Origin of the sequence: Chamaesiphon sp. (genome assembly GCF_041738855.1) — a bacterium.
Taxonomy (GTDB): domain Bacteria; phylum Cyanobacteriota; class Cyanobacteriia; order Cyanobacteriales; family Chamaesiphonaceae; genus Chamaesiphon.
Map to the genome: position 1 here is coordinate 1 of NZ_JBGSPA010000006.1, position 23,149 is coordinate 23,149.

General features: G+C 45.9%; 26 protein-coding genes and 2 pseudogenes. 13 read left to right on the plus strand and 15 right to left on the minus strand.

The features are described from left to right. Together ACEW9I_RS00855 and ACEW9I_RS00860 are read right to left on the minus strand one after the other, a co-directional pair. A partial coding sequence (locus tag ACEW9I_RS00855; RefSeq protein ID WP_373538487.1) for a transposase occupies positions 1-623 on the minus strand: 623 nt, incomplete at its 3' end. A 19-nt stretch (positions 624-642) separates the two neighbouring features. After that, positions 643-957 (minus strand): helix-turn-helix domain-containing protein, encoded by a 315-nt coding sequence (locus tag ACEW9I_RS00860; protein ID WP_373538488.1) that lies wholly within the window; start codon positions 955-957, stop codon positions 643-645. Positions 958-1,699: 742 nt separating this feature from the next. On the opposite strand from ACEW9I_RS00860, the gene ACEW9I_RS00865 reads away from it, so the two are divergent. The 3 genes from ACEW9I_RS00865 (at position 1,700) to ACEW9I_RS00875 (ending at position 2,820) form a co-directional block, all read left to right on the plus strand. Continuing rightward, entirely contained in the window at positions 1,700-1,924 is a 225-nt protein-coding gene (locus ACEW9I_RS00865; protein ID WP_373538489.1) for an AbrB/MazE/SpoVT family DNA-binding domain-containing protein, read from the plus strand. Between the two features lie 4 nt (positions 1,925-1,928). Next, positions 1,929-2,321, plus strand: a complete 393-nt coding sequence (locus ACEW9I_RS00870; protein ID WP_373538490.1) for a type II toxin-antitoxin system death-on-curing family toxin — start codon at positions 1,929-1,931, stop codon at positions 2,319-2,321. 346 nt (positions 2,322-2,667) lie between these two features. Further along, on the plus strand, positions 2,668-2,820 hold the full coding sequence (locus tag ACEW9I_RS00875) for a hypothetical protein (RefSeq protein ID WP_373538491.1): 153 nt from the start codon (positions 2,668-2,670) through the stop codon (positions 2,818-2,820). Here ACEW9I_RS00875 and ACEW9I_RS00880 read toward each other — a convergent pair. Then, a complete protein-coding gene (locus ACEW9I_RS00880) occupies positions 2,817-3,074 on the minus strand; it encodes a hypothetical protein (RefSeq protein WP_373538492.1) in 258 nt (85 codons plus the stop codon). The two genes, ACEW9I_RS00875 and ACEW9I_RS00880, sit on opposite strands and share 4 nt — an antisense overlap. Before the next feature lie 148 nt (positions 3,075-3,222). Between ACEW9I_RS00880 and ACEW9I_RS00885 the strand changes: the two genes are divergently transcribed. Further along, a complete protein-coding gene (locus tag ACEW9I_RS00885; protein WP_373538493.1) occupies positions 3,223-3,630 on the plus strand; it encodes an Npun_F0494 family protein in 408 nt (135 codons plus the stop codon). Positions 3,631-3,887: 257 nt separating this feature from the next. Here ACEW9I_RS00885 and rpoD read toward each other — a convergent pair whose 3' ends face one another. The 3 genes from rpoD to purH form a co-directional block, all read right to left on the minus strand. After that, positions 3,888-5,027, minus strand: a complete 1,140-nt coding sequence (gene rpoD / locus ACEW9I_RS00890) for an RNA polymerase sigma factor RpoD (protein ID WP_373538494.1) — start codon at positions 5,025-5,027, stop codon at positions 3,888-3,890. Between the two features lie 943 nt (positions 5,028-5,970). Further along, on the minus strand, positions 5,971-6,909 hold the full coding sequence (locus tag ACEW9I_RS00895; protein WP_373538495.1) for an NAD(+) kinase: 939 nt from the start codon (positions 6,907-6,909) through the stop codon (positions 5,971-5,973). Between the two features lie 124 nt (positions 6,910-7,033). Beyond that, on the minus strand, positions 7,034-8,566 hold the full coding sequence (gene purH / locus ACEW9I_RS00900) for a bifunctional phosphoribosylaminoimidazolecarboxamide formyltransferase/IMP cyclohydrolase (RefSeq protein ID WP_373538496.1): 1,533 nt from the start codon (positions 8,564-8,566) through the stop codon (positions 7,034-7,036). Between the two features lie 86 nt (positions 8,567-8,652). Between purH and ACEW9I_RS00905 the strand changes: the two genes are divergently transcribed. The 3 genes and pseudogenes from ACEW9I_RS00905 to ACEW9I_RS00915 all read left to right on the plus strand — a co-directional run. Beyond that, positions 8,653-8,997, plus strand: a complete 345-nt coding sequence (locus ACEW9I_RS00905) for a hypothetical protein (protein WP_373538497.1) — start codon at positions 8,653-8,655, stop codon at positions 8,995-8,997. Further along, complete coding sequence (locus tag ACEW9I_RS00910) at positions 8,997-9,446, plus strand: type II toxin-antitoxin system YhaV family toxin (protein ID WP_373538498.1); 450 nt, start codon at positions 8,997-8,999, stop codon at positions 9,444-9,446. Before ACEW9I_RS00905 ends, ACEW9I_RS00910 begins: the two co-directional genes overlap by 1 nt. Before the next feature lie 169 nt (positions 9,447-9,615). After that, a pseudogene (locus tag ACEW9I_RS00915) lies at positions 9,616-9,933 on the plus strand (NAD-dependent deacetylase); the annotation flags it as partial. Between the two features lie 327 nt (positions 9,934-10,260). Here ACEW9I_RS00915 and ACEW9I_RS00920 read toward each other — a convergent pair. After that, entirely contained in the window at positions 10,261-10,593 is a 333-nt protein-coding gene (locus ACEW9I_RS00920; RefSeq protein ID WP_373538499.1) for a DUF5615 family PIN-like protein, read from the minus strand. Further along, positions 10,590-10,820, minus strand: coding sequence for a DUF433 domain-containing protein (locus tag ACEW9I_RS00925; protein WP_373538500.1), 231 nt, complete (start codon positions 10,818-10,820; stop codon positions 10,590-10,592). The genes ACEW9I_RS00920 and ACEW9I_RS00925 overlap by 4 nt, the downstream gene beginning before the upstream one ends. Before the next feature lie 243 nt (positions 10,821-11,063). Here ACEW9I_RS00925 and ACEW9I_RS00930 point away from each other — a divergent pair, with 243 nt between their 5' ends. Together ACEW9I_RS00930 and ACEW9I_RS00935 are read left to right on the plus strand one after the other, a co-directional pair. After that, the gene (locus ACEW9I_RS00930) at positions 11,064-13,730 is read left to right on the plus strand and encodes a DEAD/DEAH box helicase (RefSeq protein ID WP_373538501.1); all 2,667 of its coding nucleotides are present in this window, start codon (positions 11,064-11,066) and stop codon (positions 13,728-13,730) included. 110 nt (positions 13,731-13,840) lie between these two features. After that, positions 13,841-14,935, plus strand: a complete 1,095-nt coding sequence (locus ACEW9I_RS00935) for a YcjF family protein (RefSeq protein WP_373538502.1) — start codon at positions 13,841-13,843, stop codon at positions 14,933-14,935. A 26-nt stretch (positions 14,936-14,961) separates the two neighbouring features. Here the strand turns inward: ACEW9I_RS00935 and ACEW9I_RS00940 are convergent, their stop codons facing one another. From ACEW9I_RS00940 to ACEW9I_RS00955, 4 genes are all read right to left on the minus strand, one after another. Then, positions 14,962-15,345: a DUF5615 family PIN-like protein gene (locus ACEW9I_RS00940; RefSeq protein WP_373538503.1), complete on the minus strand. Its 384-nt coding sequence runs from the start codon at positions 15,343-15,345 to the stop codon at positions 14,962-14,964. Then, the gene (locus ACEW9I_RS00945) at positions 15,329-15,880 is read right to left on the minus strand and encodes a DUF433 domain-containing protein (protein WP_373538504.1); all 552 of its coding nucleotides are present in this window, start codon (positions 15,878-15,880) and stop codon (positions 15,329-15,331) included. The genes ACEW9I_RS00940 and ACEW9I_RS00945 overlap by 17 nt, the downstream gene beginning before the upstream one ends. 28 nt (positions 15,881-15,908) lie before the next feature. Continuing rightward, entirely contained in the window at positions 15,909-16,892 is a 984-nt protein-coding gene (galE, locus tag ACEW9I_RS00950) for a UDP-glucose 4-epimerase GalE (protein ID WP_373538505.1), read from the minus strand. Between the two features lie 309 nt (positions 16,893-17,201). Beyond that, positions 17,202-17,648: a hypothetical protein gene (locus tag ACEW9I_RS00955; protein WP_373538506.1), complete on the minus strand. Its 447-nt coding sequence runs from the start codon at positions 17,646-17,648 to the stop codon at positions 17,202-17,204. A 149-nt stretch (positions 17,649-17,797) separates the two neighbouring features. Here ACEW9I_RS00955 and ACEW9I_RS00960 point away from each other — a divergent pair, with 149 nt between their 5' ends. Continuing rightward, positions 17,798-18,427 carry a phycobiliprotein lyase gene (locus ACEW9I_RS00960; protein WP_373538507.1) on the plus strand — a complete coding sequence of 210 codons (630 nt, stop codon included), beginning with the start codon at positions 17,798-17,800 and terminating at the stop codon, positions 18,425-18,427. A 160-nt stretch (positions 18,428-18,587) separates the two neighbouring features. Here the strand turns inward: ACEW9I_RS00960 and pdxH are convergent, their stop codons facing one another. Next, positions 18,588-19,223: a pyridoxamine 5'-phosphate oxidase gene (gene pdxH, locus ACEW9I_RS00965; protein ID WP_373538508.1), complete on the minus strand. Its 636-nt coding sequence runs from the start codon at positions 19,221-19,223 to the stop codon at positions 18,588-18,590. Between the two features lie 122 nt (positions 19,224-19,345). Further along, positions 19,346-20,011, minus strand: a pseudogene (locus ACEW9I_RS00970) (PPK2 family polyphosphate kinase); the annotation flags it as partial. Between the two features lie 186 nt (positions 20,012-20,197). Between ACEW9I_RS00970 and ACEW9I_RS00975 the strand changes: the two are divergent. The 3 genes from ACEW9I_RS00975 to ACEW9I_RS00985 all read left to right on the plus strand — a co-directional run bounded on the left by ACEW9I_RS00975 (position 20,198) and on the right by ACEW9I_RS00985 (position 22,500). Beyond that, a complete protein-coding gene (locus ACEW9I_RS00975; RefSeq protein WP_373538509.1) occupies positions 20,198-21,352 on the plus strand; it encodes an NAD-dependent epimerase/dehydratase family protein in 1,155 nt (384 codons plus the stop codon). Between the two features lie 214 nt (positions 21,353-21,566). Then, positions 21,567-21,989, plus strand: a complete 423-nt coding sequence (gene psbU / locus ACEW9I_RS00980; protein WP_373538510.1) for a photosystem II complex extrinsic protein PsbU — start codon at positions 21,567-21,569, stop codon at positions 21,987-21,989. Between the two features lie 253 nt (positions 21,990-22,242). Then, a complete protein-coding gene (locus tag ACEW9I_RS00985) occupies positions 22,243-22,500 on the plus strand; it encodes a chlororespiratory reduction protein 7 (protein ID WP_373538511.1) in 258 nt (85 codons plus the stop codon). Here the strand turns inward: ACEW9I_RS00985 and ACEW9I_RS00990 are convergent. Further along, positions 22,484-23,059, minus strand: a complete 576-nt coding sequence (locus ACEW9I_RS00990; RefSeq protein ID WP_373538512.1) for a DUF2854 domain-containing protein — start codon at positions 23,057-23,059, stop codon at positions 22,484-22,486. The two genes, ACEW9I_RS00985 and ACEW9I_RS00990, sit on opposite strands and share 17 nt — an antisense overlap. Positions 23,060-23,149 lie beyond the last annotated feature (90 nt).

Sequence of the window (23,149 nt, forward strand, 5' to 3'; positions counted from 1 at the left end):
CTACCCTTGTAAGTCCATTTAAAAGGCTTTGCCATTGTGCGATTGAAGTACTCTATAAATTCTAAAATCCGAGTTTTCAGAGCATCAGTACTGCTAAAATTGCCTCTTCGTAACAGCTTCCGCACCAAAATACTAAACCAAATTTCAATTTGATTCATCCAGGAGCAATGCTTGGGAGTGAAATGCACTACTAGGCGATGAGTAGGCTCTGTCAAAAACTCAGATCGAGTAATCATCGAATGGAGAATGCCAGATTTGCCCTGATAACCCAACTCAATCGGCTCTGGTTCTAGGCTTGCGGCAAGACGAACTAATGCTTCAGATTGATGAGTGTTAAGACAGTCCATAACGAGATGGTATTTAGCGACATCGGGCGATTGCTCAATCAATTTCCGCACGTGAGCCTCAAAGTCCTGCTCGGTTCGGGTATCGCCCACCGTGGCAAGGGCGATTGCGCCTGTGGCGACATTAAAACTGGCAATTAACGTTTGAGTACCATACCGAATGTATTCAAATTCCTGTTTGACACAACGTCCTGGCTTCATCGGGATATCTGGCATCAGCCGTTCTAAGGCTTGAATTCCAGTCATCTCATCCAGGCTGAAAGTTAATTCTCCTTCCATCGCTCTAGGGATAGCTAGCTCATAGACCGAGCAGATATCTTCGACTTTCGGTGTGAATTGATGGTCGGGGGGGGGTCAACCAGTAGTTACTCTGGTGCGGTTTTAGATCTGCTTCTTTTAATAATCGTCCGACATGTTGTTCGCTAATTGATTCGACTACAGATTGTTCAACCATTTCTAGGGCTAGCTCTCGCGCACTCCAGTGACTCAGAGGACGGCCATATTGCTCTGGCGGGGAACAGGCGATTGCATATAGTTGCGTAATTTGCTCCATTGTGAAATTGCCTGGACTTCCAGGTCGAGGTGCATCTTTGAGTCTTTCCCCTACTGGCATACGCTATGTTACTTTTGCTAAAAAAGCTCTCTTTTAATCATATGGTTATTTGTGCCGCTCTGTACTAGTATTGGTATGGTAGAATCAGTTCGGGTTGTGAATGAAAAGACTAGAATTGAAATCCGTTATTTTATTAGTAGCTTAGAGAATGATGCTCAGAAATTAGCAGAAGCAATTAGAGGTCATTGGGAGGTCATTGGTCGATAGAAAATTCTCTCCATTAGGTACTTGATGTTACTTTCAAAGAAGATAATAGTCGAATCAGAAAGGATAATGCTCCAGCTAATTTTGTAGTTTTAAGGCATATAGCAGTTAATATAATCAGTCAAAATAAGAGTCGGAAGTTAAGTATTAGAAGCAAGAGATTTCTAGCGACACTTGATGAAGAATATTCAATTGAAGTTTTGGAAGCTATTCTGTAATTTATTTTTACCGATCGATCTCAATTTGACTAAAGATATTTAGTCAAGCTTTCTGCTGCATTAAATTTAATTAATACGATCTCATATTTGATTTTAGTTTCAGTTGATATTGTAACAATTGCAATTAGTTGATAAGTACTATTAAAATAGCTGTTCTAGTTTTTATCGTTGGCGTAGCCTACCGGAGGTAATCGCAACATACCCCATTTTAGTGCGTTCACCCTGGTTGGCGTAGCCTCCGCTTTGCTCTAGTCGATCTGTTTGTCTACGGATTAGATCGATGTTATATTATTTGTGATAGTCTTACAGGCTCACAAACCATGATTAGTCTAAAAGTAACAACAGTAGGGAATGCTGCGGGAGTGATTTTCTCTCCAGAATTAATGGAAAAATATCATTTCAGCCAAGGAGATATCCTCTATGTTATGGAAACACCAAACGGCTTTGAACTTTCACCCTACGATCCTGAATTTATCCAGCAAATGAAAGTCGCTGAAACAGTAATGCAAGAAGATCGAACTCTGCTCCGAAAACTAGCTCAATAGTGGCGTGCAAGATTTAATTTGGATTCGCGATGAAGTAGTCATAGCCATTCATCGCCTTCAACTAGCGGAGCATGGTGGATTAGAGGGGATTCGAGATGAGGGGTTGTTACAATCCGCACTCTGTCGCCCGAAAGATCTCTTGGCTTATGCTGAGTCACCACCCGATGTTGCAGATCTCGCAGACGCATATGGTTATGGAATTGTCAAAAATCATCCTTTCATGGATGGAAATAAACGAACTGCCTATATCGTAATGCGGACATTTCTCAAGCTCAATGGCTACGATCTTCAAGCTTATGATGAAGAGAAGTATCAAATCTGGATCGATTTAGCTACAGGTAAACTCTTAGAATTAGAATTAGCTGAGTGGATTAGAAATCATTATGGGTATTCGTAGGCTCGATTAGGTTTCCCTTCCGCTGTGCGAACGGATATTATGTCTGGAACTTTGATTTATAGTATTAAGAGATACGGAGATTTTCTCGTACCAAAATAACATGACTGCCGCGTTATCGATCTATAACAAAACCAATTTTTACAAATACTTTAATAGATACTGCTCCTGAAATCACAGGCAGCCTACTCATACCAATACAACCTCAACCTCAGCGGGAATAGGTTCGCCTCGACTCTGTAAAACTTCGATATATAGTGAAATTGCTTCCTCGATCTTAACCAAAGCATCTGCGCGGGTTTTTCCCTGCGACTAAAGTAGCGTACCCGATCTGAGTACTAGATTAGAAGTGCAGTCAGCGATCGAACAATTACCAAAAAGCGGAATTCGCGATCTGTCAAAGTGGTTGCAAGAAGATCTCGAAGAAGATTGGGAGCGACAGATCGCGGCAGATTTAGGATCGGGAAAACTAGACAGTTTATTCGATCTACAAAGGTTCTAGTTACTCAGATTTCGAGATCCCGTAGATGGCAATTGCTTCTGAAGACAACTTTCGAGCAGGCGAACTTGATATACTTGTTGAAAGACAGTGGGATTGAGAATGAGCTTGTGTCTGTGATTGAAGACTGGCTGACTCAAAAATGCCGACCACGGAAAAGGGACTTTGGGTGTTTCGCCGCTAGACACGATCGTTTGGGTGGGTGAAGTGGACTGTGTTGAAAGAAAACCGCGCTGATGGCAAATTTGAGATCTCAACTGTGATGTAGATCGTTGCTGAAAATTTAATTGCCACCGCTTTCCTAGTTTTCCATACTTAGTCGATCGAGATCATCAGCCATTTATCTTGGTGCGATCGACCGAAACGTTACAATAGATGTAGTAATTTTTATTTAGTATTGCGATCGTGGTTGCTACTCCTACTCCTGGCAAAATTATCTCCTATCCAGCCAAAACGATCGCGCGTGCTGACATCGCTTTGCGGTGTGCGCCTTTTCATCTGGCTCTATTTGCCAAAATGCGGTGGGAAAGCGTGTCAGTGCCCAAGCTGGCTGGGGATCTGGGCGTTAAATCTGGCTATACGCGCTACCCGCTCTCAGAGTTGAGTGTCGAGACGGCAACTAGCTGGCTGATTCAAGTGGGGATGTTGCGGCGGGAAGTAGATGGACAAGGTTTGACTGATAGTTTTCGGTTGACGCCATTGGGCTTGGAATTAATCGAGAAATGGGAGCAGGTTGGTGGTGTATTACCATCAGCAAGTGCGATCGATCGGCTCAAGAATCTCAGTGCGCGCTGGTTTCGGCTCCCTTTTTAGATAGTTGATAGTTGATAGTTGACAGTTGCGGCGCGCGCTCTTGGTTGGGTTGGCAACCCAACCAGGTTCCCTCCAGGTATAGCGCGACAAGACAGACAGCGATTTACTTAAAGGTAGGGGATTTAAATTACTTATTTTTGTGTAAACCGCTTGGTAACTGCTGTTGCGCTCATTAAAAAATCCACCATCTTTGCAAATGGTGGATCTTAGCTGACTACTTAAACTCTCTAGTAGGTAGCAATACGCGATCGATCGACCTAACGAATATATTCTTTGAGAATACTATTACGATTGGGATGACGCAGTTTGCGGAGAGCTTTAGCCTCGATTTGGCGAATGCGTTCGCGGGTGACATTGAAGATCTGACCGATTTCTTCTAACGTTTTCATCCGTCCATCATCCAAACCATAACGCAAGCGTAAAACATCCCGCTCGCGAGGACTCAAAGTATCGAGTACGCCTTCTAGATCCTCACGCAGTAAAGTTTTGGATACTTGATCTTCTGGCATTTCGCCATCGGCTTCGATGAAGTCACCCAATCGGGAATCTTCTTCTTTACCAATTGGGGTTTCGAGTGAGATCGGTAACTGTGCAGACTTGGCGATAAACCGCAGTTTTTCGATCGTCATTTCCATTCGAGTAGCAATTTCTTCCTCTGTGGGTTTGCGTCCCATTTCTTGAGAGAGCAATTTGGTGGTCTTTTTGATCCGCGAAATAGTCTCGTACAAGTGGACGGGAAGACGAATCGTCCGCGATTGATCGGCGATGGCGCGGGTGATCGCTTGACGAATCCACCAGGTGGCATAAGTCGAGAATTTGTAACCCTTTTCGTGGTCGAATTTCTCAGCAGCGCGAATCAAGCCCAAACTACCTTCTTGAATTAGATCCTGGAAGGAAAGACCGCGATTCATGTATTTTTTGGCGATCGAAACTACCAAGCGGAGGTTCGACTGCACCATCTTATCTTTGGCTCGGCGTCCCAGAAATAACCGATGGCGAAACTGATTGAGTGGCATCGCTGCAACTTCCGCCCACTCGCGATCGTGAGGTTCGCGATCCAATTCATTGAGGAGTTTCTCTCGCATCCGCTCTAGTTCGAGCAGATCGGCGATCTTGCGTGCTAGTTCGATTTCTTCATCGGCGCGGAGGAGGCGAATTCGACCAATTTCTTGTAGGTAGAGCCGAATTGAGTCTTCTGTAAATTGTTTCTTTTTAGTTTGAACGCGACGGCGGGAGGCTTTCACTTTCCCCAGCTTGCCATCCTCGTCTTCGACATCAGATTCACCGTCGGGTTCAGCAGCAAAATCGTCATCAGCATCTTCATCGAGCAATACGTCTAACTCGGTATCGGAGTCTTTAGTCGTTAAGGTTGCGAGCATGTCTTTAGTCTGGGTCATGTGTGGGTCCTCTTACGCCGATCTGGAACAATAAACTAATGTCAATACTATATTTCAAAAAGAAATATATTTGTTGTTTGCATATTTTTAACAATATCGCCCGTTGGCGTAGTCGTCAGAGAATAGATCGTCTCTTGGAGCTACTCCTGCCGATTTGCTCATCTCGAACAGCCCCTAATTAATAGTCGGCGATCGAGAGCATATCCTAGGTTTAGGAAAGCCCTTTTGATTGTAGCTCTTATTAAAATTTCTGCCAGTTTCGATTGTTAATTAAAATGTCAATTTATCGATACATCACTCTCATAATTGAAATTCACTAGTTTGCGCCCAGGTCGAACACCGCCAATCCGAAGGAGACTCCATTGGTGTGGCGGAGCGGGACTGAGCATCGAGATTCGTGCTAAAGATCGTCAAAGATATCTAAATCGAGGCTGAATGTTTGCGAACAGTCGATCTAGATCTGGCTAATTTGAGCTACGATCGGCATCGCTTTCGCTTTACCACGTCAGACTCATTTTTAAAGGTTAGATAGTCAACTTAGTTCGCAATATTCAACGAGAGTCTAAGGTCGATTCATGGGGATCTACCCTTGCCCGATCGTCTGCTGTGGCAGCCGTCAGATCTTGGCTTAGAATATTGCCAGGAATAATTTTTACCGCTCGATCCACAGTCTAACTGTTTAGTTTTGCTTTGCCCACCTAATTTCACGCGACGATCGTGCGTTAATTTGCTGAAATTTGTAGTAATTACGAGCTATGTGGTGATTTTGGTTGATTAATTGAATGCTGTCTAGTTGCCAAGATAACATTTCTCCCAAAGATCGGGTACAAATTGATACTCTTTGCTACTCGATCGACTTTACGCTGTTGTTCGTGGATGGTGAATGGTGAATGGTGGATGGTGGATGGTGGATGACTTGCACTATGCAAAGTCGGTGCATCGGCTAATTTCGGGTATGGTGGTGCTCGTAGCGGATCCGCGAACCTGCCCATAGCAGTTTTTCACGTAAGGTCTGGTAGTAGGAATAGTTGTCGCGGAGGATGATAAACTTTGCTTGAGCGTCTGCCATCTGCACATCGACCCGCTGTCCTGGCCAGATCGATGTCGCGAGGACGCCATCATTCCAGAGTTTGGTATTGAGTTCGTAGTCACCCAACGGCCAAATACTGACCGTAGAACCAGGTGGAATGACGATCGGGCGACTAGATAGACTCAAGGGACAAATCGGCGCAATAGTCATTGCAGCCATGCCAGAATGGACGATTGGACCATTGGCAGAGACGTTATAGCAAGTAGAACCTGTGGGCGTAGAGACGAGCAAACCATCGCCTTGATACTGATCGATGATTTCACCGTCGATTTCGACTTCCAAGATCGAGGTGATCATTCGATCGGCTGCTGCAGGCTTGATGCACATATCATTGAGGGCGAGGAACTTCTCGCTATCTGGTTCGGCATTTCTGTCATCGCCATCATAAATATGCGCTTGGAGCATCATCCGTCGCTCGATCGCATAGCGATCGGTTGTGAGTCGCTCCCACACCGTCTCGCCGTCGATTGGTGCGTCGATATTAAATAGTTCCAATGGCTCGGTGAGAAAGCCCAGGTGTCCGCCAGCATTGATCGCCAGGATCGGAATACCATCGGGAGAGAGCTGTCTGGCGGCGGTGAGTGCAGTACCATCGCCACCTAAAACGATCGCCAGATCGATCGGTTTGCTGGTGGAGGCAAGAAATACTGGATACGGGTTGTCTTTGGCTCCACTTGGCCCCATCATCACATGACAACCCCGTTGTTCGAGTTGTTTGGCAGCTTTTTCGGCAAGATTCTTGCTGCTACGATCTCCGGCTTTGTGAGCGATGATGACGTTTTGAAGTTGCACGGGGGTACTAGGTATTAGGCTTTAGGTGTTAGGTGTTAGATATTAGGGATTGGGTGTTAGGTGTTAGGTGCTAGGTGTTAGAAGTGAATCTAAATTCTTATCCCTAAAGCCTAAAGCCTAAAGCCTAATGAAGGAAATGCCGGACACCTGTAAACACCATTACTATACCCAATTCATTCGCAGCAGCGATCGAGTCGTTATCGCGCATACTACCACCTGGTTGGACGATCGCGGTAATTCCGGCGGCGGCGGCGGTGCGGACAGAATCATCGAAGGGGAAAAAGCCATCACTAGCCAGGGTTGCACCTGGGGATTGGGTTCCAGCTTGTTCGAGGGCGATTTTGGCAGAGCCGACGCGGTTCATTTGTCCGGCACCTACGCCGATGGTAGCGCGATTTTTGGTGACGACAATCGCATTTGATTTGACGTGTTTACAGACTTTCCATGCGAATAATAATTCTTGTAATTCTGCTGCTGTCGGTTGTTTAGTGGTCACTACTTGCCAGTCTACGGTAGTTTCGATCGCTTCGTCGGCGGTTTGCACTAATAGTCCGCCAGCGATAACTTTGACATTATCTTTCGTGCCAGTTGCCAGATCTGCTAGCGTTAATACCCGCAGATTCTTTTTGGCAGCGAAGACTTCGGCGGCTGCGGGGGTACATTCAGGAGCGACGATACATTCGAGGAAAGTTTGGCTCATCGATCGAGCGGTATCGGCATCTAGAGGGCGATTGACAGCGACGATACCACCAAAAGCAGAGGTAGAGTCGGCATTGTAAGCTCGATCGTATGCCGCGAGTAAAGTATCGCCCAACGCCGTCCCACAAGGATTGTTATGTTTGATAATCGTCGCGGCGGGAGTATCGCCAAACTCAGCAATAATCCGCCGTGCGGCTTCAAGATCGACGAGATTGTTGTAGCTAAGTTCTTTGCCCTGCAATATGTTGGCAGTCGTCCACCCCGTTGGTACTGCACCTGTCTGATACCATGCCGCTGGTTGGTGGGGATTTTCGCCATAGCGGAGCGATTGTAAGGGTTGGGCAGAAATTTGATAATTTTGATTTTCCCCTGCTTGCTCTGCCAAATAACCCGCGATCGCCGTGTCATAAGCGGCGGTATGTTGGAATGTTTCTAACGCTCTAGCTTGACGGAACTCGATCGAGGCTTGACCGTTATTTTTGGTTAATTCGGCTAGATAATCATCATAGCGATCGGGATTGGATAAGACTGTCAGATGAGCGAAATTCTTGGCTGCGGCGCGGAGCATGGCGGGGCCACCGATATCGATTTGCTCGATCGCGTCTGCTAAACTAACGTCAGGCTTGCTAATCGTGGCAGCGAAGGGATATAAATTAACTGCGACTAGATCGATCGGGCGGATTTGGTGCTGCTCCAGGTCTGCTAAATGTTCGGGTAGATCTCGACGCGCGAGAATCCCCCCATGTATTTTCGGGTGCAAAGTCTTCACCCGTCCGCCCAAAATTTCCGGCGCACCCGTATATTCAGCCACCTTCATCACGGTAATCCCTGCGGCTTTGAGAGCTTGAGCGGTACCCCCACTACTGACAATCTCAAAATCAAATTTTTCGACCAATTGACGGGCAAATTCAATCAGTCCGGTTTTGTCAGATACACTCAGGAGTGCGAAACGAGTCATATATTAGTGCAGAGTGAGGAACGGCTAGTGGTTAGTATATCGGGTTTGGGGCGATTCTCCAATGCTATCCAGACAATGTTATAACTATGAGTATTAACGCAAGCTCGATCGTGACTAATCCCACCTATCCATTAGCACCTGCTAAAATCGGTAATGCAGCAGGGTTTCGATTACCCGCTAGTTTTTATCGCGATCATCCTCAGTTTGTAAATGCGACTGGATGGGCGGAAGTATTGAGCGATAATACCGTGCTAGTCAGATTAGAACCACAGCCAGTCGAACCAGAATCAGATGCAGAGGATCTGATGTTGAGTCTATTTTTGGACTTCATTACCAAGGATGCGCTGACTAATCCCGAACATTTGGAAGCATATACAGCAGAGATGGCAGATGAAGATGATGAACTGCTAGCGGGAGTAGTTATCGATTGATGGGCGTACTCATCCGCAATGGTTGGGAGATTTACTTTCACAGACAGCTCTTCGGCGAACAACGACGACAACTGCGGGAACGAGTAAAACAGTTAAAAACGGAATTACCCGCAGCCGATTATCTATCCCATCCCGAGGTAAAACTTTTAGCCGCAGTGATGGTGGGGATTAAAGAAAAGATCGCCCTAGATTCAATGGCTGCTCAATTTGTCTTAACTGGCTCATTGAGACGATATGGCAGGATGAAAGGGATGGGGCTACCGCATCGTTATCGGCTATTTTTTAGAGCTTTTGCTAGTGAAGAGCGGCAAGTTCTGATTATTCTGTGGTTGGGTTATCCACGCAAGGCTGGGTATAAGCGAGATTGTTATGAGGTGTTTACGAAGATGGTTGGTAATGGCGATTTCCCTGATAATTTGTCAGACCTATTGATGGCTACTGATGAGTAACTAGCGATCGATCGCTGATATCCTTTTATAGAGTGTGTCAATTTAGTTTCTTATCATAAAATAACTTGACTGAGAGAACATATCTCCAAATCTCAGAGTGAGTAGTTTGCATGAATATTCTCCTCAAGCCAGAGTAGGAGCAATTTATCCAATCTCAAGTCAATAAAGTATGTCACAACCGATCGATCCAAATCGAGTAGTCATTTTTTCAGGTGCTGGCATCAGTGCTGAAAGTGGATTAACCACATTTCGCGATGGTAACGGATTGTGGAATCAATCCAAAATCGAAGATGTTGCGACACCAAGTGCTTGGGAAGCAGATCCAGAAATAGTTTTACAATTTTATAATGAGCGTAGAATACAGGCGGCAAAGGCACAGCCAAATGCTGCTCATCTAGCAATTGCGGAATTAGAAGCTAAATATGAAGTAATTGTCATTACCCAAAATATTGACGATCTCCACGAACGAGCTGGCTCATCGGTTGTTGGAACATCTTTGACAGTTTATCCAGCCGCCTCATTACTAAATAGGGCTAGGTTTCATGCTGAAAAAATTCTCGTAAGCCTACAAATTGACAAAAAACCTTTTGGCTATAACTGTTGGAGTGAAAAAGCCACTGCTGTTCCCAGCATTGTCCGACGTTGGTTGGAAGGACAGCATTTAGGTCGATTAAAATATTAATTTATATTTTAAAAATTAACATCATCAACACTTTAGCAGTCATTTTTTTCAGAGATATGTAACTCCATACCTAACTGCGATTGTCATTATCGATTGAAAAATATCTTCAATTTTTCAGTTGCTAATATTTGCTCAAGATAAAGCAAGTAGGGATAAATTATCATCCGAACAAAATGACTCAATCGCGTCAAATTCCCGACGCAAAATATCCTCAACTTGCGAGGTAGAGCAATTGCCAAGCCTAAGCCAAATAACTTTCGGCGGATTGCCTAGCACCAAACTAAGGTCGTGCATATCGGCATCTTTTGAGACGATCGTTAAGTTATTGTCTTTTGCATAATCCCAAACTATCGGATCGACAGTTGCTTTCATCCCCACATCTCGAACGTGCAGCGAATTTGGAAAAATATCTGCTAACCGCAGTGGTAACTTTGGTGACAAATTTTCATCAAACAGTAATTTCATGCAAGTATTGGAGCAGCCATAAATCGACGTTCGCGATCTGCCGCATAAGCAATACAAGCTTTCAAATCTTCCCGCGTTAGATCGGGAAAATCTTCGAGGATCTCGGCTTCGGTCATCTCAGAAGCCAAATACTCTAGCACTTCATAAACTGTAATTCGCAAGCCGCGCACACAAGGTTTACCACTACGTTTATTTGGTTCGATCGTGATGTAATCTCGATAGTTCATAGTCTAGATCTTGCTTTGCCCAGCATCTAAGTTGCAGTCGATCTTAACACGATCGCCAAGCGTAACACAGGCACCCGATCTGAGCTCTTGTTGTTAGGCGAGAATTCGATCGATTGTCGCCCATCTGCTGGCGAACTGCTAGCCGATCGCGCCCGACCGTAATTTCCGAATATACTATAAGGTATCGAGACTTAGCTACCGCCACAATTTAGACTCGCGCCACCGTCTGTGAAGTTAAATGCTATGACCACCTCTGCTATTACTACCGCACAACTACAAGAGATATTCCCATTTCCACTCGATAAGTTTCAACTTCAGGCGGTAGACGCACTCAACATCGGCAAGTCAGTAGTAGTCTGTGCCCCGACGGGTTCTGGTAAAACCCTCGTGGGTGAATATGCCATTCATCGCGCCCTCAGACAGGGACGCAGAGTATTTTATACCACCCCGCTCAAAGCCTTATCCAACCAAAAATATCGAGACTTTCGCGCCGAATTTGGTGAAGAGAATGTCGGACTGCTCACGGGTGATATCTCCATCAATCGCGATGCGCCTATCGTTGTGATGACGACAGAAATCTTTCGGAATATGCTCTATGGTACCCGCATCGGTGAAGTTGGGACGTCGATGATGGGAGTCGAAGCGGTGGTATTGGATGAATGCCACTATATGAATGACAAGCAGCGGGGCACCGTCTGGGAAGAGTCGATTATTTACTGTCCTCCACACATCCAGCTCGTTGCACTGTCCGCTACCGTTGCCAATAGCAAGCAATTAACCGAATGGATTAGTGCCGTTCATGGTCGCACCGAACTGATCTATTCTGACTATCGCCCCGTCCCGCTGGAGTTTCACTTTGTCAATCCCAAGGGGATTTTGCCATTACTCGATCCCAACACTGCCAAACTCAATCCCAAACTCAAATCGCATCGCCCCACTGGCAGCCGCAAAACTGAAGATATCCCCAGTATCGGGTTTGTCGTCAGCAAGCTTGCCGAGCGCGAAATGCTGCCTGCGATTTACTTTATCTTTAGTCGGCGAGGTTGCGACAAAGCCGTCGCCGATATGGCAACGCTGCAACTAGTTACCCCCGCCGAATCCGCTCGGCTCAAAGTCCGCATTGATGAATTTCTCGACAAGAATCCCGAAGCGGCGCGGGCGGGGCAAGTCGAGCCACTTTATAAGGGGATTGCCGCTCACCATGCGGGGATTTTGCCAGCTTGGAAAGTGCTGGTGGAAGAATTATTTGGGATGGGCTTGATCAAGGTCGTCTTTGCTACCGAAACACTGGCGGCAGGAATTAATATGCCAGCGCGGACGACAGTGATATCGAGTCTCTCCAAACGGACAGACCAAGGACATCGGCTGCTGACGGCTTCAGAATTCTTGCAAATGGCAGGGCGTGCCGGACGACGTGGCAAGGACGTGGTGGGCTATGTAGTTGCCACTCAGACGAGATTTGAAGGTGCCAAGGAAGCGAGTGATTTTGCGACATCGGCACCCGATCCGCTAGTGAGTCAATTTACGCCGACTTATGGAATGGTCTTAAACCTACTCCAAACCCACAATCTCGAAGAGGCGAGAGAACTCGTCGAACGCAGTTTCGGACATTTTACCAAAACCCTGCATCTGCTCCCTCAACAGCAGGGAGTTAATGACATCAAGCAAGAATTGAGCCAGCTCCAAGAATCACTGCACAAGGTCGATCTAGATGTGTTGGCGGACTATGAAACTAGTCATTCCCAGCTCAAACTCGATCGAAATCAGCTCAAAAATCTCCAACTCTATACCGAACAAATTCAAGCAACACAAGTCACCAAACAATTGCCAACCGCCTTTCCTGGGACGATCCTCAGTCTCAAGGGCAAACACGTACCTGTAGCGACACCCCTCGCCGCTGTACTGGTGACGAAGATTGCTGGATCTGGATACAAACCAGCACTAGTCTGTTTGGGGCAAGACAATCGGTGGTACGTAGTCAATCATCAGGATGTGGTTGCCGTTCACAAACATTGGTCTGAGTATGGTGGCAAACAGCGGGTACCGCAAGTGGTGTCGCTGTTACCGCCTGCGGATATGCCCTTAAAGCCTGGACAAGTCCGTAAAGGGATGAGCTTGACGGCAGAAATCGCGCAGAGCATTCCTACTGTCGAGCCGCCAGCAACCGCTGAATTGACAGCGCAGGTGAAAGTCGTCGCCGCACTGGAAACAAAGCTCGAAAATCATCCGGTGTGGGAATGGGGCAACCCCGCGACGCTACTCAAACGCTATCGCCGTCAAGCTGTACTAGAACAGGAGATTCAGGATCTTCAGGATGCACTCCAGACTCAACTCGATCGACATTGGCAAGAATTTCTCAATTTAATTGAAGTCTTGCGCCAAGTCAATGGTTTGCAAGGTGTGATTCCGACGCGAATTGGTGAAGCTGCTGCGGCAATTCGTGGGGACAATGAGCTATGGGTTGCGCTAGCTCTCATGTCTGGTTATTTGGATGGATTAGATCCGCACCATTTAGCGGCGGTGATTTGTGCCTTGGTATCGGAAACACCGCGTTCTGATAGCTGGACGAATTACGAGCCAGCGGATGAAGTGGTGATGACGTTGAGTGCCCTGCGCGGCTCCCGCCGACAACTATTCCAGATCCAACGCCGCTATCAGGTGGCACTCCCCGTCTGGATGGAGTATGAGCTGGTGGGGATTGTCGAACACTGGGCGTTGGAAACGTCGTGGACGGAGTTGTGTAGCAACACCAATCTGGATGAGGGTGACATTGTGCGGATGTTGCGGCGGACTGTCGATCTATTGTCGCAAATTCCCTATGTGCCACATGCGAGTGCCGCTTTGCAAGCAAATGCCCGACGAGCGGTACAGTTGATTGACAGGTTCCCCATCAATGAATCGATCGCTTAATTTTTGATTTTGTTGTCCAATCGTTAATGGGATGTTTGAATTGATACCTTAATTGGGAAATATAAGTAAGGCAGAACTTTTCCCACTCAATTTAGGCTCAGGAAATGACGATGATGGTAACTACAAATTTTAATTTGGAAGATTGCGTAAAAGAAGCTTGTCGTCAAGCTTTCAAAGAGCGTGGCCACATAAATGTTCTAATTGCTGGTCGTACTGGAGTTAGTAAAAGTACACTTATCAATTCCATCTTTCAAGGGAATTTCGCAACTACAGGGCAAGGTCGTCCTGTAACAAAATATACAGAAGAAATCAAAAAAGAAGGCATACCGATTTCGATCTTTGATACTCGTGGATTGGAAATGGCGGATTTTGCTTCAACATTAGGTACTCTCAGAGAATTTGTGCGTGAGAGGTCTAACTGCATCCATCCAGCTCAACATATTCATGTTGCCTGGATTTGCATTGCAGAGGATTCTCGTCGTGTTGAAAAAGCAGAAGAAGATCTAATCAAAATGTTAGTAGGATATCAAATCCCCGTTATTGCCGTTATTACGAAGGCAAGATCTGACAATGGATTTCGTGATACCGTCAAACAACTACTTCCTTTAGTAAGTAATGTTGTAAGAATCAGAGCAATATCAGAAAAATTAGATGAAGGAATTGTTCTCCCGCCGATGGGACTTAAAGAGCTTGTAGAATTAACAATGCAAGTTATTCCACAAGGAACAAAGAGAGCTTTTGTAGCTGCTCAGAAAGTAGACCTTGAGCAAAAAAAAAGCCAATCTCATCTTATCGTTGGGAGCGCAGCAGTTAGTGCCGCAGGAATAGCAGCCGTCCCAATTCCATTTGCTGAGGTGGTTGCTATTGTCCCGATCCAGATCGGTATGCTTGCTGGTATATCAGCAACTTTTGGCTTGTCAATCGATAGAGCTTTTCTCAACACAGTTATAGGTAGCATTATCATTGGAGCAGGAGAAAGGTTTGCAGTACGTAATATTGCATCTAATCTGCTCAAGTTAATTCCTGGTCTTGGTTCTATTGCTGGTGGTGCTATTTCAGCGGTTACGGCGGCAACCTTTACTACCGCAATTGGAGAGGCTTATATTACAGCACTGGCGATGTTATTTGTTCGCCAGAATGGACAAGAACCGTCGTCTGAAGAAGTTGCAGAGGCTTTCAAACGTGAGTGTTCAGCAATAAAATAGACAGACTTTTGTGAAATTTGAGAATGTCAAGCAGGTAAATTTTCAAATCTTGCAATCCCAGAAATTGAAATATACAGAACTCGATTGACTAGATCTCTCCCTGTCTCAATCTCAGTCTGGATAACTCGAACTACGGTAGCCATTAGTTCTACTTGTTCTGCTGCTAGCAAATCTCCATCTAGCATTAAAACAATCCCTGCGTGAATCTCAGACGCACTAGCCAATTTCTCAAAATCTCGAATATTCGCAGTTACTAAAATTCGATCTTCATTAAAAGCATATTCGAGTACTTCTCGATCTGTAGCACCAAGCAAACCTCTATCCCTAACAGCAATGGCATCAAAGTAAAACTCTTGACAAAGATACCTCGCCACACGCGGCGATATATCTTCATCAATTATAAACTTCATTCACTTTCGGTCTGCCTTGTTGGGGATAAGCTTTGACATAGAGCCTCGCAAAATTCAAATCTTCATCAGTTAAATAGGGATAGTCTTCACGCAATATCTCCAAGGATTCACCTCGCTCCAGAGAGCCACCAATTCGCTGCACTGACAATCGCGAATTTGGAAAAACGATCTCGCCCCCTAAAATATCAGAGCTGCTTACCAACCCAGCTTTCCAAGCTTCAAATCGATCGATTAATGTTTGGAGTTCTTGGCAGATGGCACTTACCTTGAGAGTGAAGAATTTGCCAAATTCTAACGTAGGAACTTGCTGTTCCCATGCTGTTTGTAAGGCTTCGTACAAGTGAATTCGATAGCTGACCGAAAAATTAAAGTTAATTTCTTTGAGAGCGCGAAGATAAACTAACGTTCCGAAGGAAAGCTGATGATGGTTAGGGTTGTCTGAATGAATAATACGATACTCGATCTCCTTATAAATCCGCTTGGGAGAGATCTCAATTAAAGCAGCAGCTTCGTTAGGTGTAAAAATTTTAGTCATTTCAATAACTTTCCCCACATAGGGAATATTATAAGTTATTTAATTTCTTTTCCCAGTCTAGAGCAGTCCGCACGATCGTTTCGAGATCGTCGAATTGCGGTTGCCAGCCGAGGACTTGAGTGATGCGTTCGGCAGCAGCTATCACACAGGCGGGATCTCCCGCACGGCGTGGGGCGGTGATGACTGGGAAATCCACAGCAGAGATCTCTTTGACTTGCTCGATGACTTGCCGCACGCTATAGCCGCGACCGTAACCACAGTTTAAGATCTGACTGACACTTTGGCGATCGAGATAATCTAGGGCATCAACATGCGCTCTAGCGAGATCGTCAACATGGATGTAGTCTCTAATTCCAGTGCCATCTGGAGTATCAAAATCACTCCCAAAGATACTCATGCTCGGGCGTCGTCCTAGTGCCGCATCACAAGCTACCTTGATCAGATGACTGGCTTTGGTGCCAGATTGTCCTAGCTTGCCACCGATCGCAGCACCTGCAACATTGAAATAGCGGAGGATGACATACTTCAAGTCGGAAGCCAGCGCATAATCCTGAATTAAGCGTTCGCTCATCAGCTTGGAACTGCCATAGGGATTGAGCGGCTGGGGGGTGGTGCCTTCGCTGATGGGGTTGACTGTGGGCTGTCCATAGACAGCCGCAGTACTAGAAAAAATAAATTTATTTACGCCGAATTGCTGGCAGCAATGGAGTAGATTAAGTGTATTCGCTGTATTGTTACTATAATAAGTTAGCGGTTTGACGAGCGACTCAGGTACGGAAATACTCGCAGCAAAATGTAGAAGTGTATCAAAGTTGTGTTCGGCAAAAACTTGAGTTAGCTGCTGTCGATCGGCTAGATCTCCGATGATTAGTGTACCGTAAGTTAATGCACTAGCAGCTCCGGTAGATAGATTGTCATAGATGACTAGATCGTACCCAGCTTTACCTAATTGGGCGATCGTGTGAGATCCTATATAGCCAGCACCGCCAGTCACTAAAATCTGTTTTTTCATTGGGTCACAATTGGGTGGATAATCTTTGATGATTTTGATTGGTAGACTGACCCAAATAGCTAAACCCTTGGGAGATTAATCGATCGCAACTATCTTCGATCCGCTATTGTTGCTAATAACTAGCTAATGCGATCTGTATTAAACTCACCAAAACAATGATATCATACCTGTCAGCCTAAGTAACTGATGTGTTGTTGGTAGCAATTTCAGGACAACTATTGCTAGCGCATCGTACCGGAATAAATCTAGCTCTTTCACACAAGTCCGAGGTTGTAGATGGCGGGTAAAGAGAAGTTTTGGGAGCTAAATCTACTTCCACCGATTGGCAAGTAATTGCTCTTCTAGTGCGGCGATGCGATTGTATGCTGCGGTTAGTTGAGCGGTGAGTCGCTGGATTTGAACTTGAGGCGACAAATCTTGCTCCTTGAGCTGATGGTGAGCGATCTCGATCCCTTTGCCATCAATTAACGTATCTTGTTGAGCAATTACCCAATCAGCCTTGTCATAGCAGTAATTCGAGCCACCTGGGAGATCTGCATAGCCCCTGTTGCTGTAGCCGATCCCCTCTGGCGGCAATCTCAGTGCATTTTTACCACCAGCGTACCGATCGAGTATCCCGTCGATCGCTGTTTCTGCTCCACCGACGACCGGAGAGTCTAAGCTCTGAAAAATATGCCGCTCCAAGCGATCGACAATGTGATAAACTTGCTCGACCTTGCGGGTCAAGGTATCGATTTGTTGTTGGATTGATTCCATTTTCGATCTTGAGATAACTTAACCCGATTTTAGGTAATAAATCAATATTTGTTAATTTATTGCTGAATTATTTAACTTTTGCGAATAATTGCAGTGTTAATAACTAATTAAGGTTTATAAAAAATATCTGAAAGATAATTACGATCGATATGCTTGAAATTCAAGACTTTTTTGCAGCTTGTGTGGGGACGTGGAAAAGCGAACGGACTTATCACTACCCACTCCAAAACGAAGTAGAACGTTCATATACAGAGTTTAGCGTCGGGATATTATCATCCGCCGAAAAACAGCACATTTCTTCAGCCGCTCTCCCCGTTGAAAGTATTGCAGCCAGCGAGATCGATCGCTTTCCTGGATTTAGTATCGGTTTTGATACTGTATCGGAAAAAGGCGATCGAGTGGCGATGAATCTCAAAGCTTTATTTGTGCCTGAGCGATCGATTGTCGCTCCTCATTTGATCCCCACAGATCCGCTCGCACCAGCAACCCCGCTCGCTGCCGAAATGCTCGAAAGCCATGAATTGATGAAGGGATTGTATTTGCGGGATGAGGGTTATTCAGAGCGGGGCGCGATTAATGGACGATTTACCTATCTAGCCAGTCGGCAAACTTTGGAACTGGTGACATACTACAGTCGATCGGTGGCGGTAGACCAACTACGGCTCGTTTCGCCCACCACTCGGCTCCGCACGATCGTCACTTATCAACGCCCTCAACCAGGTGAAGTCCCGACAGTGATTACGCTGGTGGGTTTTGGGCTGGAGCAGAGGGTAGATTAGGCTTTAGGCTTTAGGTTTTAGGCTTTAGGGGGTGGAAGGGGCAGTTATTAGGTTTTAGGCTTTAGGGAGTAGAGGGTAGGGGGTAAAGGGTAGCGATGTGGGAACCGAGAACCACAAGAACGCAGTTCCTAACCCTAAAGCCTAAAGCCTAAAGCCTAATTCATGGTGAAAGCCTATCGATCTGCCAGTTACCATCTACCAATTGGTAGCGGAGCCTATCATGCAGCCGACTGGGACGTCCTTGCCAAAACTCGATCTCTTGAGGGATCACACGCACGCCACCCCAGTGCGGCGGTTTGGGAATTTCACGATCGCGGTACTCGGTTTCTAGTTGGTGCAATCTCTGTTCGAGGACGGATCGATCGGGGACGATCGTGCTTTGGGCTGACGCCCATGCACCGAGCTGACTGCTGGCTGGACGGCTGTGGAAATAGGCTGTAGCTTCTGATGTGGCGACTAACTCGATCCGACCCTCAATCCGTACTTGTCGCTCCAAATCGCCCCACAGAAAGACTAGAGCGGCATAGGGAGAATGTTTCAGCTCGACACCTTTTTGGCTGTTGTAATTGGTATAAAATACAAATCCGCGCTCGTCTACAGCCTTGAGGAGGACAATTCGCGCCGAAGGTTTGCCCTCAGCGGTGACGGTGGCGATAGTCATCGCATTTGGTTCCAATAAGTCCGCCGCCACGGCTTGCTCGAACCAGATTTGAAACTGCGCAATCGGATCGGCAACTACGTCTGATTCTAGTAGTCCAGCTTGAGTATAGTTTTTGCGTAAGTCGGCAATTTTCATGGTTGGAGAGTAGGGGGTAGAGGGTAGCGATGCGCGATACGTAGGGTTCCCCGAGGGTTTAGCGACCCAAATCACGCGGAGGTGCCCTCCGCATGTGTTTGGGTCAAGACAGCGCATCAAGAGTCATCCCAATAAGCACGTTCTTTAGTATCTTCAGCATTAAATTTCCAGTGCTTCTGTGGTTCATTGATTCGCTCTAGAAATCGCTCTTTTTGCTTTGATTTTGAAACATTTAAGAAGAACTTAATGATGACTGTACCATTATTAGTGAGATACCGTTCAAAGTCATTAATTTCTTGAAACCTTTGGTACCAGATCTGGTTGAGATCTAGATGTGGTAACTTTTGGACGGCCAGGAGTTCGGGATGAATGCGGACGATTAAGGTTTCTTCATAGTACGATCGATTGAAAATACCAATGCGACCGCGTTCGGGCATCGCTTTGTGAGTACGCCACAAGTAATCATGGTCTAATTCTTCAGTTGACGGACTCTTGAAGCTGTAAACTTGACAACCTTGAGGATTGATCCCTGACATCACAGACTTGATGGTACTATCTTTGCCTGCCGCATCCATTGCTTGGAAGATAATCAAGAGTGAGAATTTGTTTTGAGCGTACAGAATAGTCTGATACTCTGCCAATCGGAGGATGTCCGCAGCTAGTTTGACTTGAGCGGACTCTTTGGTGAATTTGCCCGTAGCTGCGGGATCGTAATCTGTCAGCACGATCTTTTTGCCCGGTGTGGCGATCGTCTGACGACTGATGGAGGTGGTATGGGTATCTGACATATCATTCTTATTGGCGATTTTGAGTGTTATTTAAGAAGTTTTTCAGCTAGATAGCTGAATTTCGGTCGATACTTAACTTGTTCTTAACCTGGTTGTTTGGGGATTGTGGTTTACTTGTTTGCACTTGTCCTGATACATTGAGCGAATACTGGCTCATAAAATTAATAAATCTACTGTTGTGTCTCTATGAAAGTCCTGGTAATTGGCGGTGATGGTTATTGTGGGTGGGCAACTGCGCTGTACCTGTCCAACCGGGGGTATGATGTCGGAATTTTGGATAGTTTGGTGAGGCGGCATTGGGATCTAGAACTAGGAGTAGAGACACTCACACCGATCTCCAGCATCCACCACCGGATTCAGAGATGGCAAAAACTGACTGGTAAAGAGATCGATTTGTTCATTGGGGACATCAATAACTACGATTTCTTGCAAACATCTTTACAAGCATTTCAACCCGAGGCTGTCGTCCATTTTGGCGAACAGCGTTCGGCACCATTTTCGATGATCGACCGCGAACATGCGGTACTGACGCAGGTAAACAACGTCGGTGGTACTCTCAACCTGTTGTACGCGCTGAGGGATGATTTTCCCAACTGTCATCTCGTCAAACTGGGGACGATGGGTGAATATGGGACACCCAACATCGATATCGAAGAAGGCTACATCACGATCGAGCATAACGGTCGTACTGATACTTTACCCTATCCCAAACAGCCAGGTAGTTTTTATCACCTGAGCAAGGTTCACGATAGTCACAATATCCAGTTTGCCTGTAAAGTTTGGGGTTTGCGCGCCACGGATCTCAATCAAGGGGTGGTGTATGGGGTGCTCACCGAAGAGACAGGGATGGACGAAATGTTGATCAACCGTCTCGACTATGATGGGATCTACGGTACGGCTCTCAATCGCTTCTGTATCCAAGCCGCGATCGGACATCCACTGACAGTCTATGGTAAAGGCGGTCAAACTCGCACCTTCCTGGACATCCGCGATACGATCCGGTGTGTGGAACTCGCCATCTCCAATCCCGCCAAAGCTGGGGAATTCCGCGTCTTTAACCAGTTTACCGAGATGTTTAGCATCAACGATCTCGCCCTCAAGGTCAAGCAAGCAGGGATCGCGCTCGGATTGGATGTCGAGATTGAGACGATCGACAATCCTCGGATCGAAGCTGAAGATCATTATTTTAATGCCAAAAATACCAATCTACTCAACCTCGGACTCCAACCGCATTTCCTCTCCGATTCACTCTTAGATTCCCTCTTGAATTTTGCTGTCAAATATCAACATCGCGTCGATCGATCGCAGATCTTGCCGAAGGTGAGCTGGAAACGGAGCTAGGGATTAGGTTTTAGGCTTTAGGCTTTAGGGTTTGAGGCGGACTAGGGATTAGGGATTAGGCTTTAAGCTTTAGGTTTGAGGAATCAAGAGCCAGGAATAGCGGTTAGACGGACGCAAGCGTCCTAATCCCTAAAGCCTAAAGCCTAAAACCTAAAGCCTAAATTAAGGTAAAATAATAGAGAATATAAGATGCTGTGTTAGGAAAAAATATTTTATGAAACGGTTTGCCCGTCTGCTCGTTGCCTTTAGTCTCTGTTTGACTTGTTTAGTTGGTGTCGTCCCCCAAGCAATGGCAGCTAGCTGGAATAGCTCCACGCTCTTGGCAAGCTCCCCCGCAACTGGAGAAGTGATCCGCAATAGTGCCGATAGTAAATTAGGGACAGAATTTGGTAAGAAAATCGACCTCAACAATACCAATGTCCGGTCATTTCGGAAGTATCCAGGTCTGTACCCGACGATCGCGCGTAAAGTAGTAGACAATGCTCCCTACAAAACTGTAGAAGATGTCCTGAATATTCCTGGTTTGAGCGCAAAGCAAAAAGACATGCTCAACGCCAATCTCGACAAATTCACCCTCACGAGTGCGGATGATACATTTAATGAAGGAGGCGATCGCTACAACAATGGTTATTACTAACTAATCGATCGATCGACAAACTTCGGTCGAGATCCGTCCCTCTACTCAGCATGTGGAGGGATTTTTTTGTGTCGATCATCACACATAATAGGAAGTAGACGTTAGGTATTAGCTTTAGGGATGAGGGTAAAGGGTAAAGGGTAGAGGTTTACCCATTCACTATCCACCATCCACCATCCACTGTCTTGAAAAGGTGCTCTACTTGGGGACACCCCAAGACCGCACTTTTCGCCATTCACCATTCACCCTTGGTATGACTGACTCTTTAATGTTCAATAACGAAGCTTATGTTTTCTTAGAGACAGATCGGCCGGAGCAGTTATTTACTCCAGCAGAAATGTTTGCTAAACTCAAAGAAATTGCGATCGCATCTGCGGATGATTTACCACTCGATGTCCAAGAAATTACGGGCGTTGACCAGCAGGTGCAATACATGATCGACACTATCTGCGAGCTGCATTTGGCCCCAGGAGAGTATTTCCAATGGTATGCAGTTAGACTGGAGAAGTAACCCGTTCTTTGGCACGATCGACAATTAATGTCAGATTAATTTCTTCCTCTTCATCATCTGGTGAGATCTTAATTTTGACATCTGGGCCAAAAAACTTAGTGATTTTTTCGTGTTTTTCTTGCCAGATATCAATTGTCATAAAAGGGGAATAAAACTCTAAAGTCAGTGCATAAGCTCCACCGATTTCAGATTCTTCTAAACCTTTGAGCACTGGACGATCGTCATCGCTGGGAGCTAGTCCGAGTTTTTCTAAAGCAATATCTAAATGGGCTTCTTGTCCATACCGAAAGCGGGTAACATCTTTGCGAATTTGGTTGAGTGTGGGTGTTGCTTGTTCTTCGCGCAGCTTGAGTGTATTCGGCTGAGTGACTTTGGTATATGGGACTGGTTCGAGTTCTGCTGATTTGAGAGCCAATCCGCCCAAAAATAGGGGGATACCGTAAAAGAAACCAATCAGGTTGAAAGTCGGATCGTCGATCGCATATGCGAAAAAGCCGATGAGCGTGAGTAACCCGCCGACATTGATGAGAACTAGACTAAGAGGAATTACACCAAACATATCGACGCTAATGAAAGACTGAAGTATTTTTATTATCGGCTAATGTTAGGGGCAGAAGGTAGGGAATAGGGGTGAGAGAACCCTGAATTG

What these genes read in the sequence shown, in the direction of transcription:
- ACEW9I_RS00990 (WP_373538512.1), bottom strand. Translation starts at nt 23,059, where the DNA reads ATGTTTGGTGTAATTCCTCTTAGTCTAGTTCTCATCAATGTCGGCGGG.
- ACEW9I_RS00955 (WP_373538506.1), bottom strand. Translation starts at nt 17,648, where the DNA reads ATGGAATCAATCCAACAACAAATCGATACCTTGACCCGCAAGGTCGAG.
- purH (WP_373538496.1), bottom strand. Translation starts at nt 8,566, where the DNA reads ATGACTCGTTTCGCACTCCTGAGTGTATCTGACAAAACCGGACTGATT.
- ACEW9I_RS00910 (WP_373538498.1), top strand. Translation starts at nt 8,997, where the DNA reads ATGGGCGTACTCATCCGCAATGGTTGGGAGATTTACTTTCACAGACAG.
- ACEW9I_RS00865 (WP_373538489.1), top strand. Translation starts at nt 1,700, where the DNA reads ATGATTAGTCTAAAAGTAACAACAGTAGGGAATGCTGCGGGAGTGATT.
- ACEW9I_RS00945 (WP_373538504.1), bottom strand. Translation starts at nt 15,880, where the DNA reads ATGACTAAAATTTTTACACCTAACGAAGCTGCTGCTTTAATTGAGATC.
- ACEW9I_RS00940 (WP_373538503.1), bottom strand. Translation starts at nt 15,345, where the DNA reads ATGAAGTTTATAATTGATGAAGATATATCGCCGCGTGTGGCGAGGTAT.
- ACEW9I_RS00930 (WP_373538501.1), top strand. Translation starts at nt 11,064, where the DNA reads ATGACCACCTCTGCTATTACTACCGCACAACTACAAGAGATATTCCCA.
- ACEW9I_RS00905 (WP_373538497.1), top strand. Translation starts at nt 8,653, where the DNA reads ATGAGTATTAACGCAAGCTCGATCGTGACTAATCCCACCTATCCATTA.
- ACEW9I_RS00985 (WP_373538511.1), top strand. Translation starts at nt 22,243, where the DNA reads ATGACTGACTCTTTAATGTTCAATAACGAAGCTTATGTTTTCTTAGAG.
- galE (WP_373538505.1), bottom strand. Translation starts at nt 16,892, where the DNA reads ATGAAAAAACAGATTTTAGTGACTGGCGGTGCTGGCTATATAGGATCT.
- ACEW9I_RS00920 (WP_373538499.1), bottom strand. Translation starts at nt 10,593, where the DNA reads ATGAAATTACTGTTTGATGAAAATTTGTCACCAAAGTTACCACTGCGG.
- ACEW9I_RS00860 (WP_373538488.1), bottom strand. Translation starts at nt 957, where the DNA reads ATGCCAGTAGGGGAAAGACTCAAAGATGCACCTCGACCTGGAAGTCCA.
- ACEW9I_RS00975 (WP_373538509.1), top strand. Translation starts at nt 20,198, where the DNA reads ATGAAAGTCCTGGTAATTGGCGGTGATGGTTATTGTGGGTGGGCAACT.
- ACEW9I_RS00935 (WP_373538502.1), top strand. Translation starts at nt 13,841, where the DNA reads ATGATGGTAACTACAAATTTTAATTTGGAAGATTGCGTAAAAGAAGCT.
- ACEW9I_RS00925 (WP_373538500.1), bottom strand. Translation starts at nt 10,820, where the DNA reads ATGAACTATCGAGATTACATCACGATCGAACCAAATAAACGTAGTGGT.
- ACEW9I_RS00960 (WP_373538507.1), top strand. Translation starts at nt 17,798, where the DNA reads ATGCTTGAAATTCAAGACTTTTTTGCAGCTTGTGTGGGGACGTGGAAA.
- psbU (WP_373538510.1), top strand. Translation starts at nt 21,567, where the DNA reads ATGAAACGGTTTGCCCGTCTGCTCGTTGCCTTTAGTCTCTGTTTGACT.
- pdxH (WP_373538508.1), bottom strand. Translation starts at nt 19,223, where the DNA reads ATGAAAATTGCCGACTTACGCAAAAACTATACTCAAGCTGGACTACTA.
- rpoD (WP_373538494.1), bottom strand. Translation starts at nt 5,027, where the DNA reads ATGACCCAGACTAAAGACATGCTCGCAACCTTAACGACTAAAGACTCC.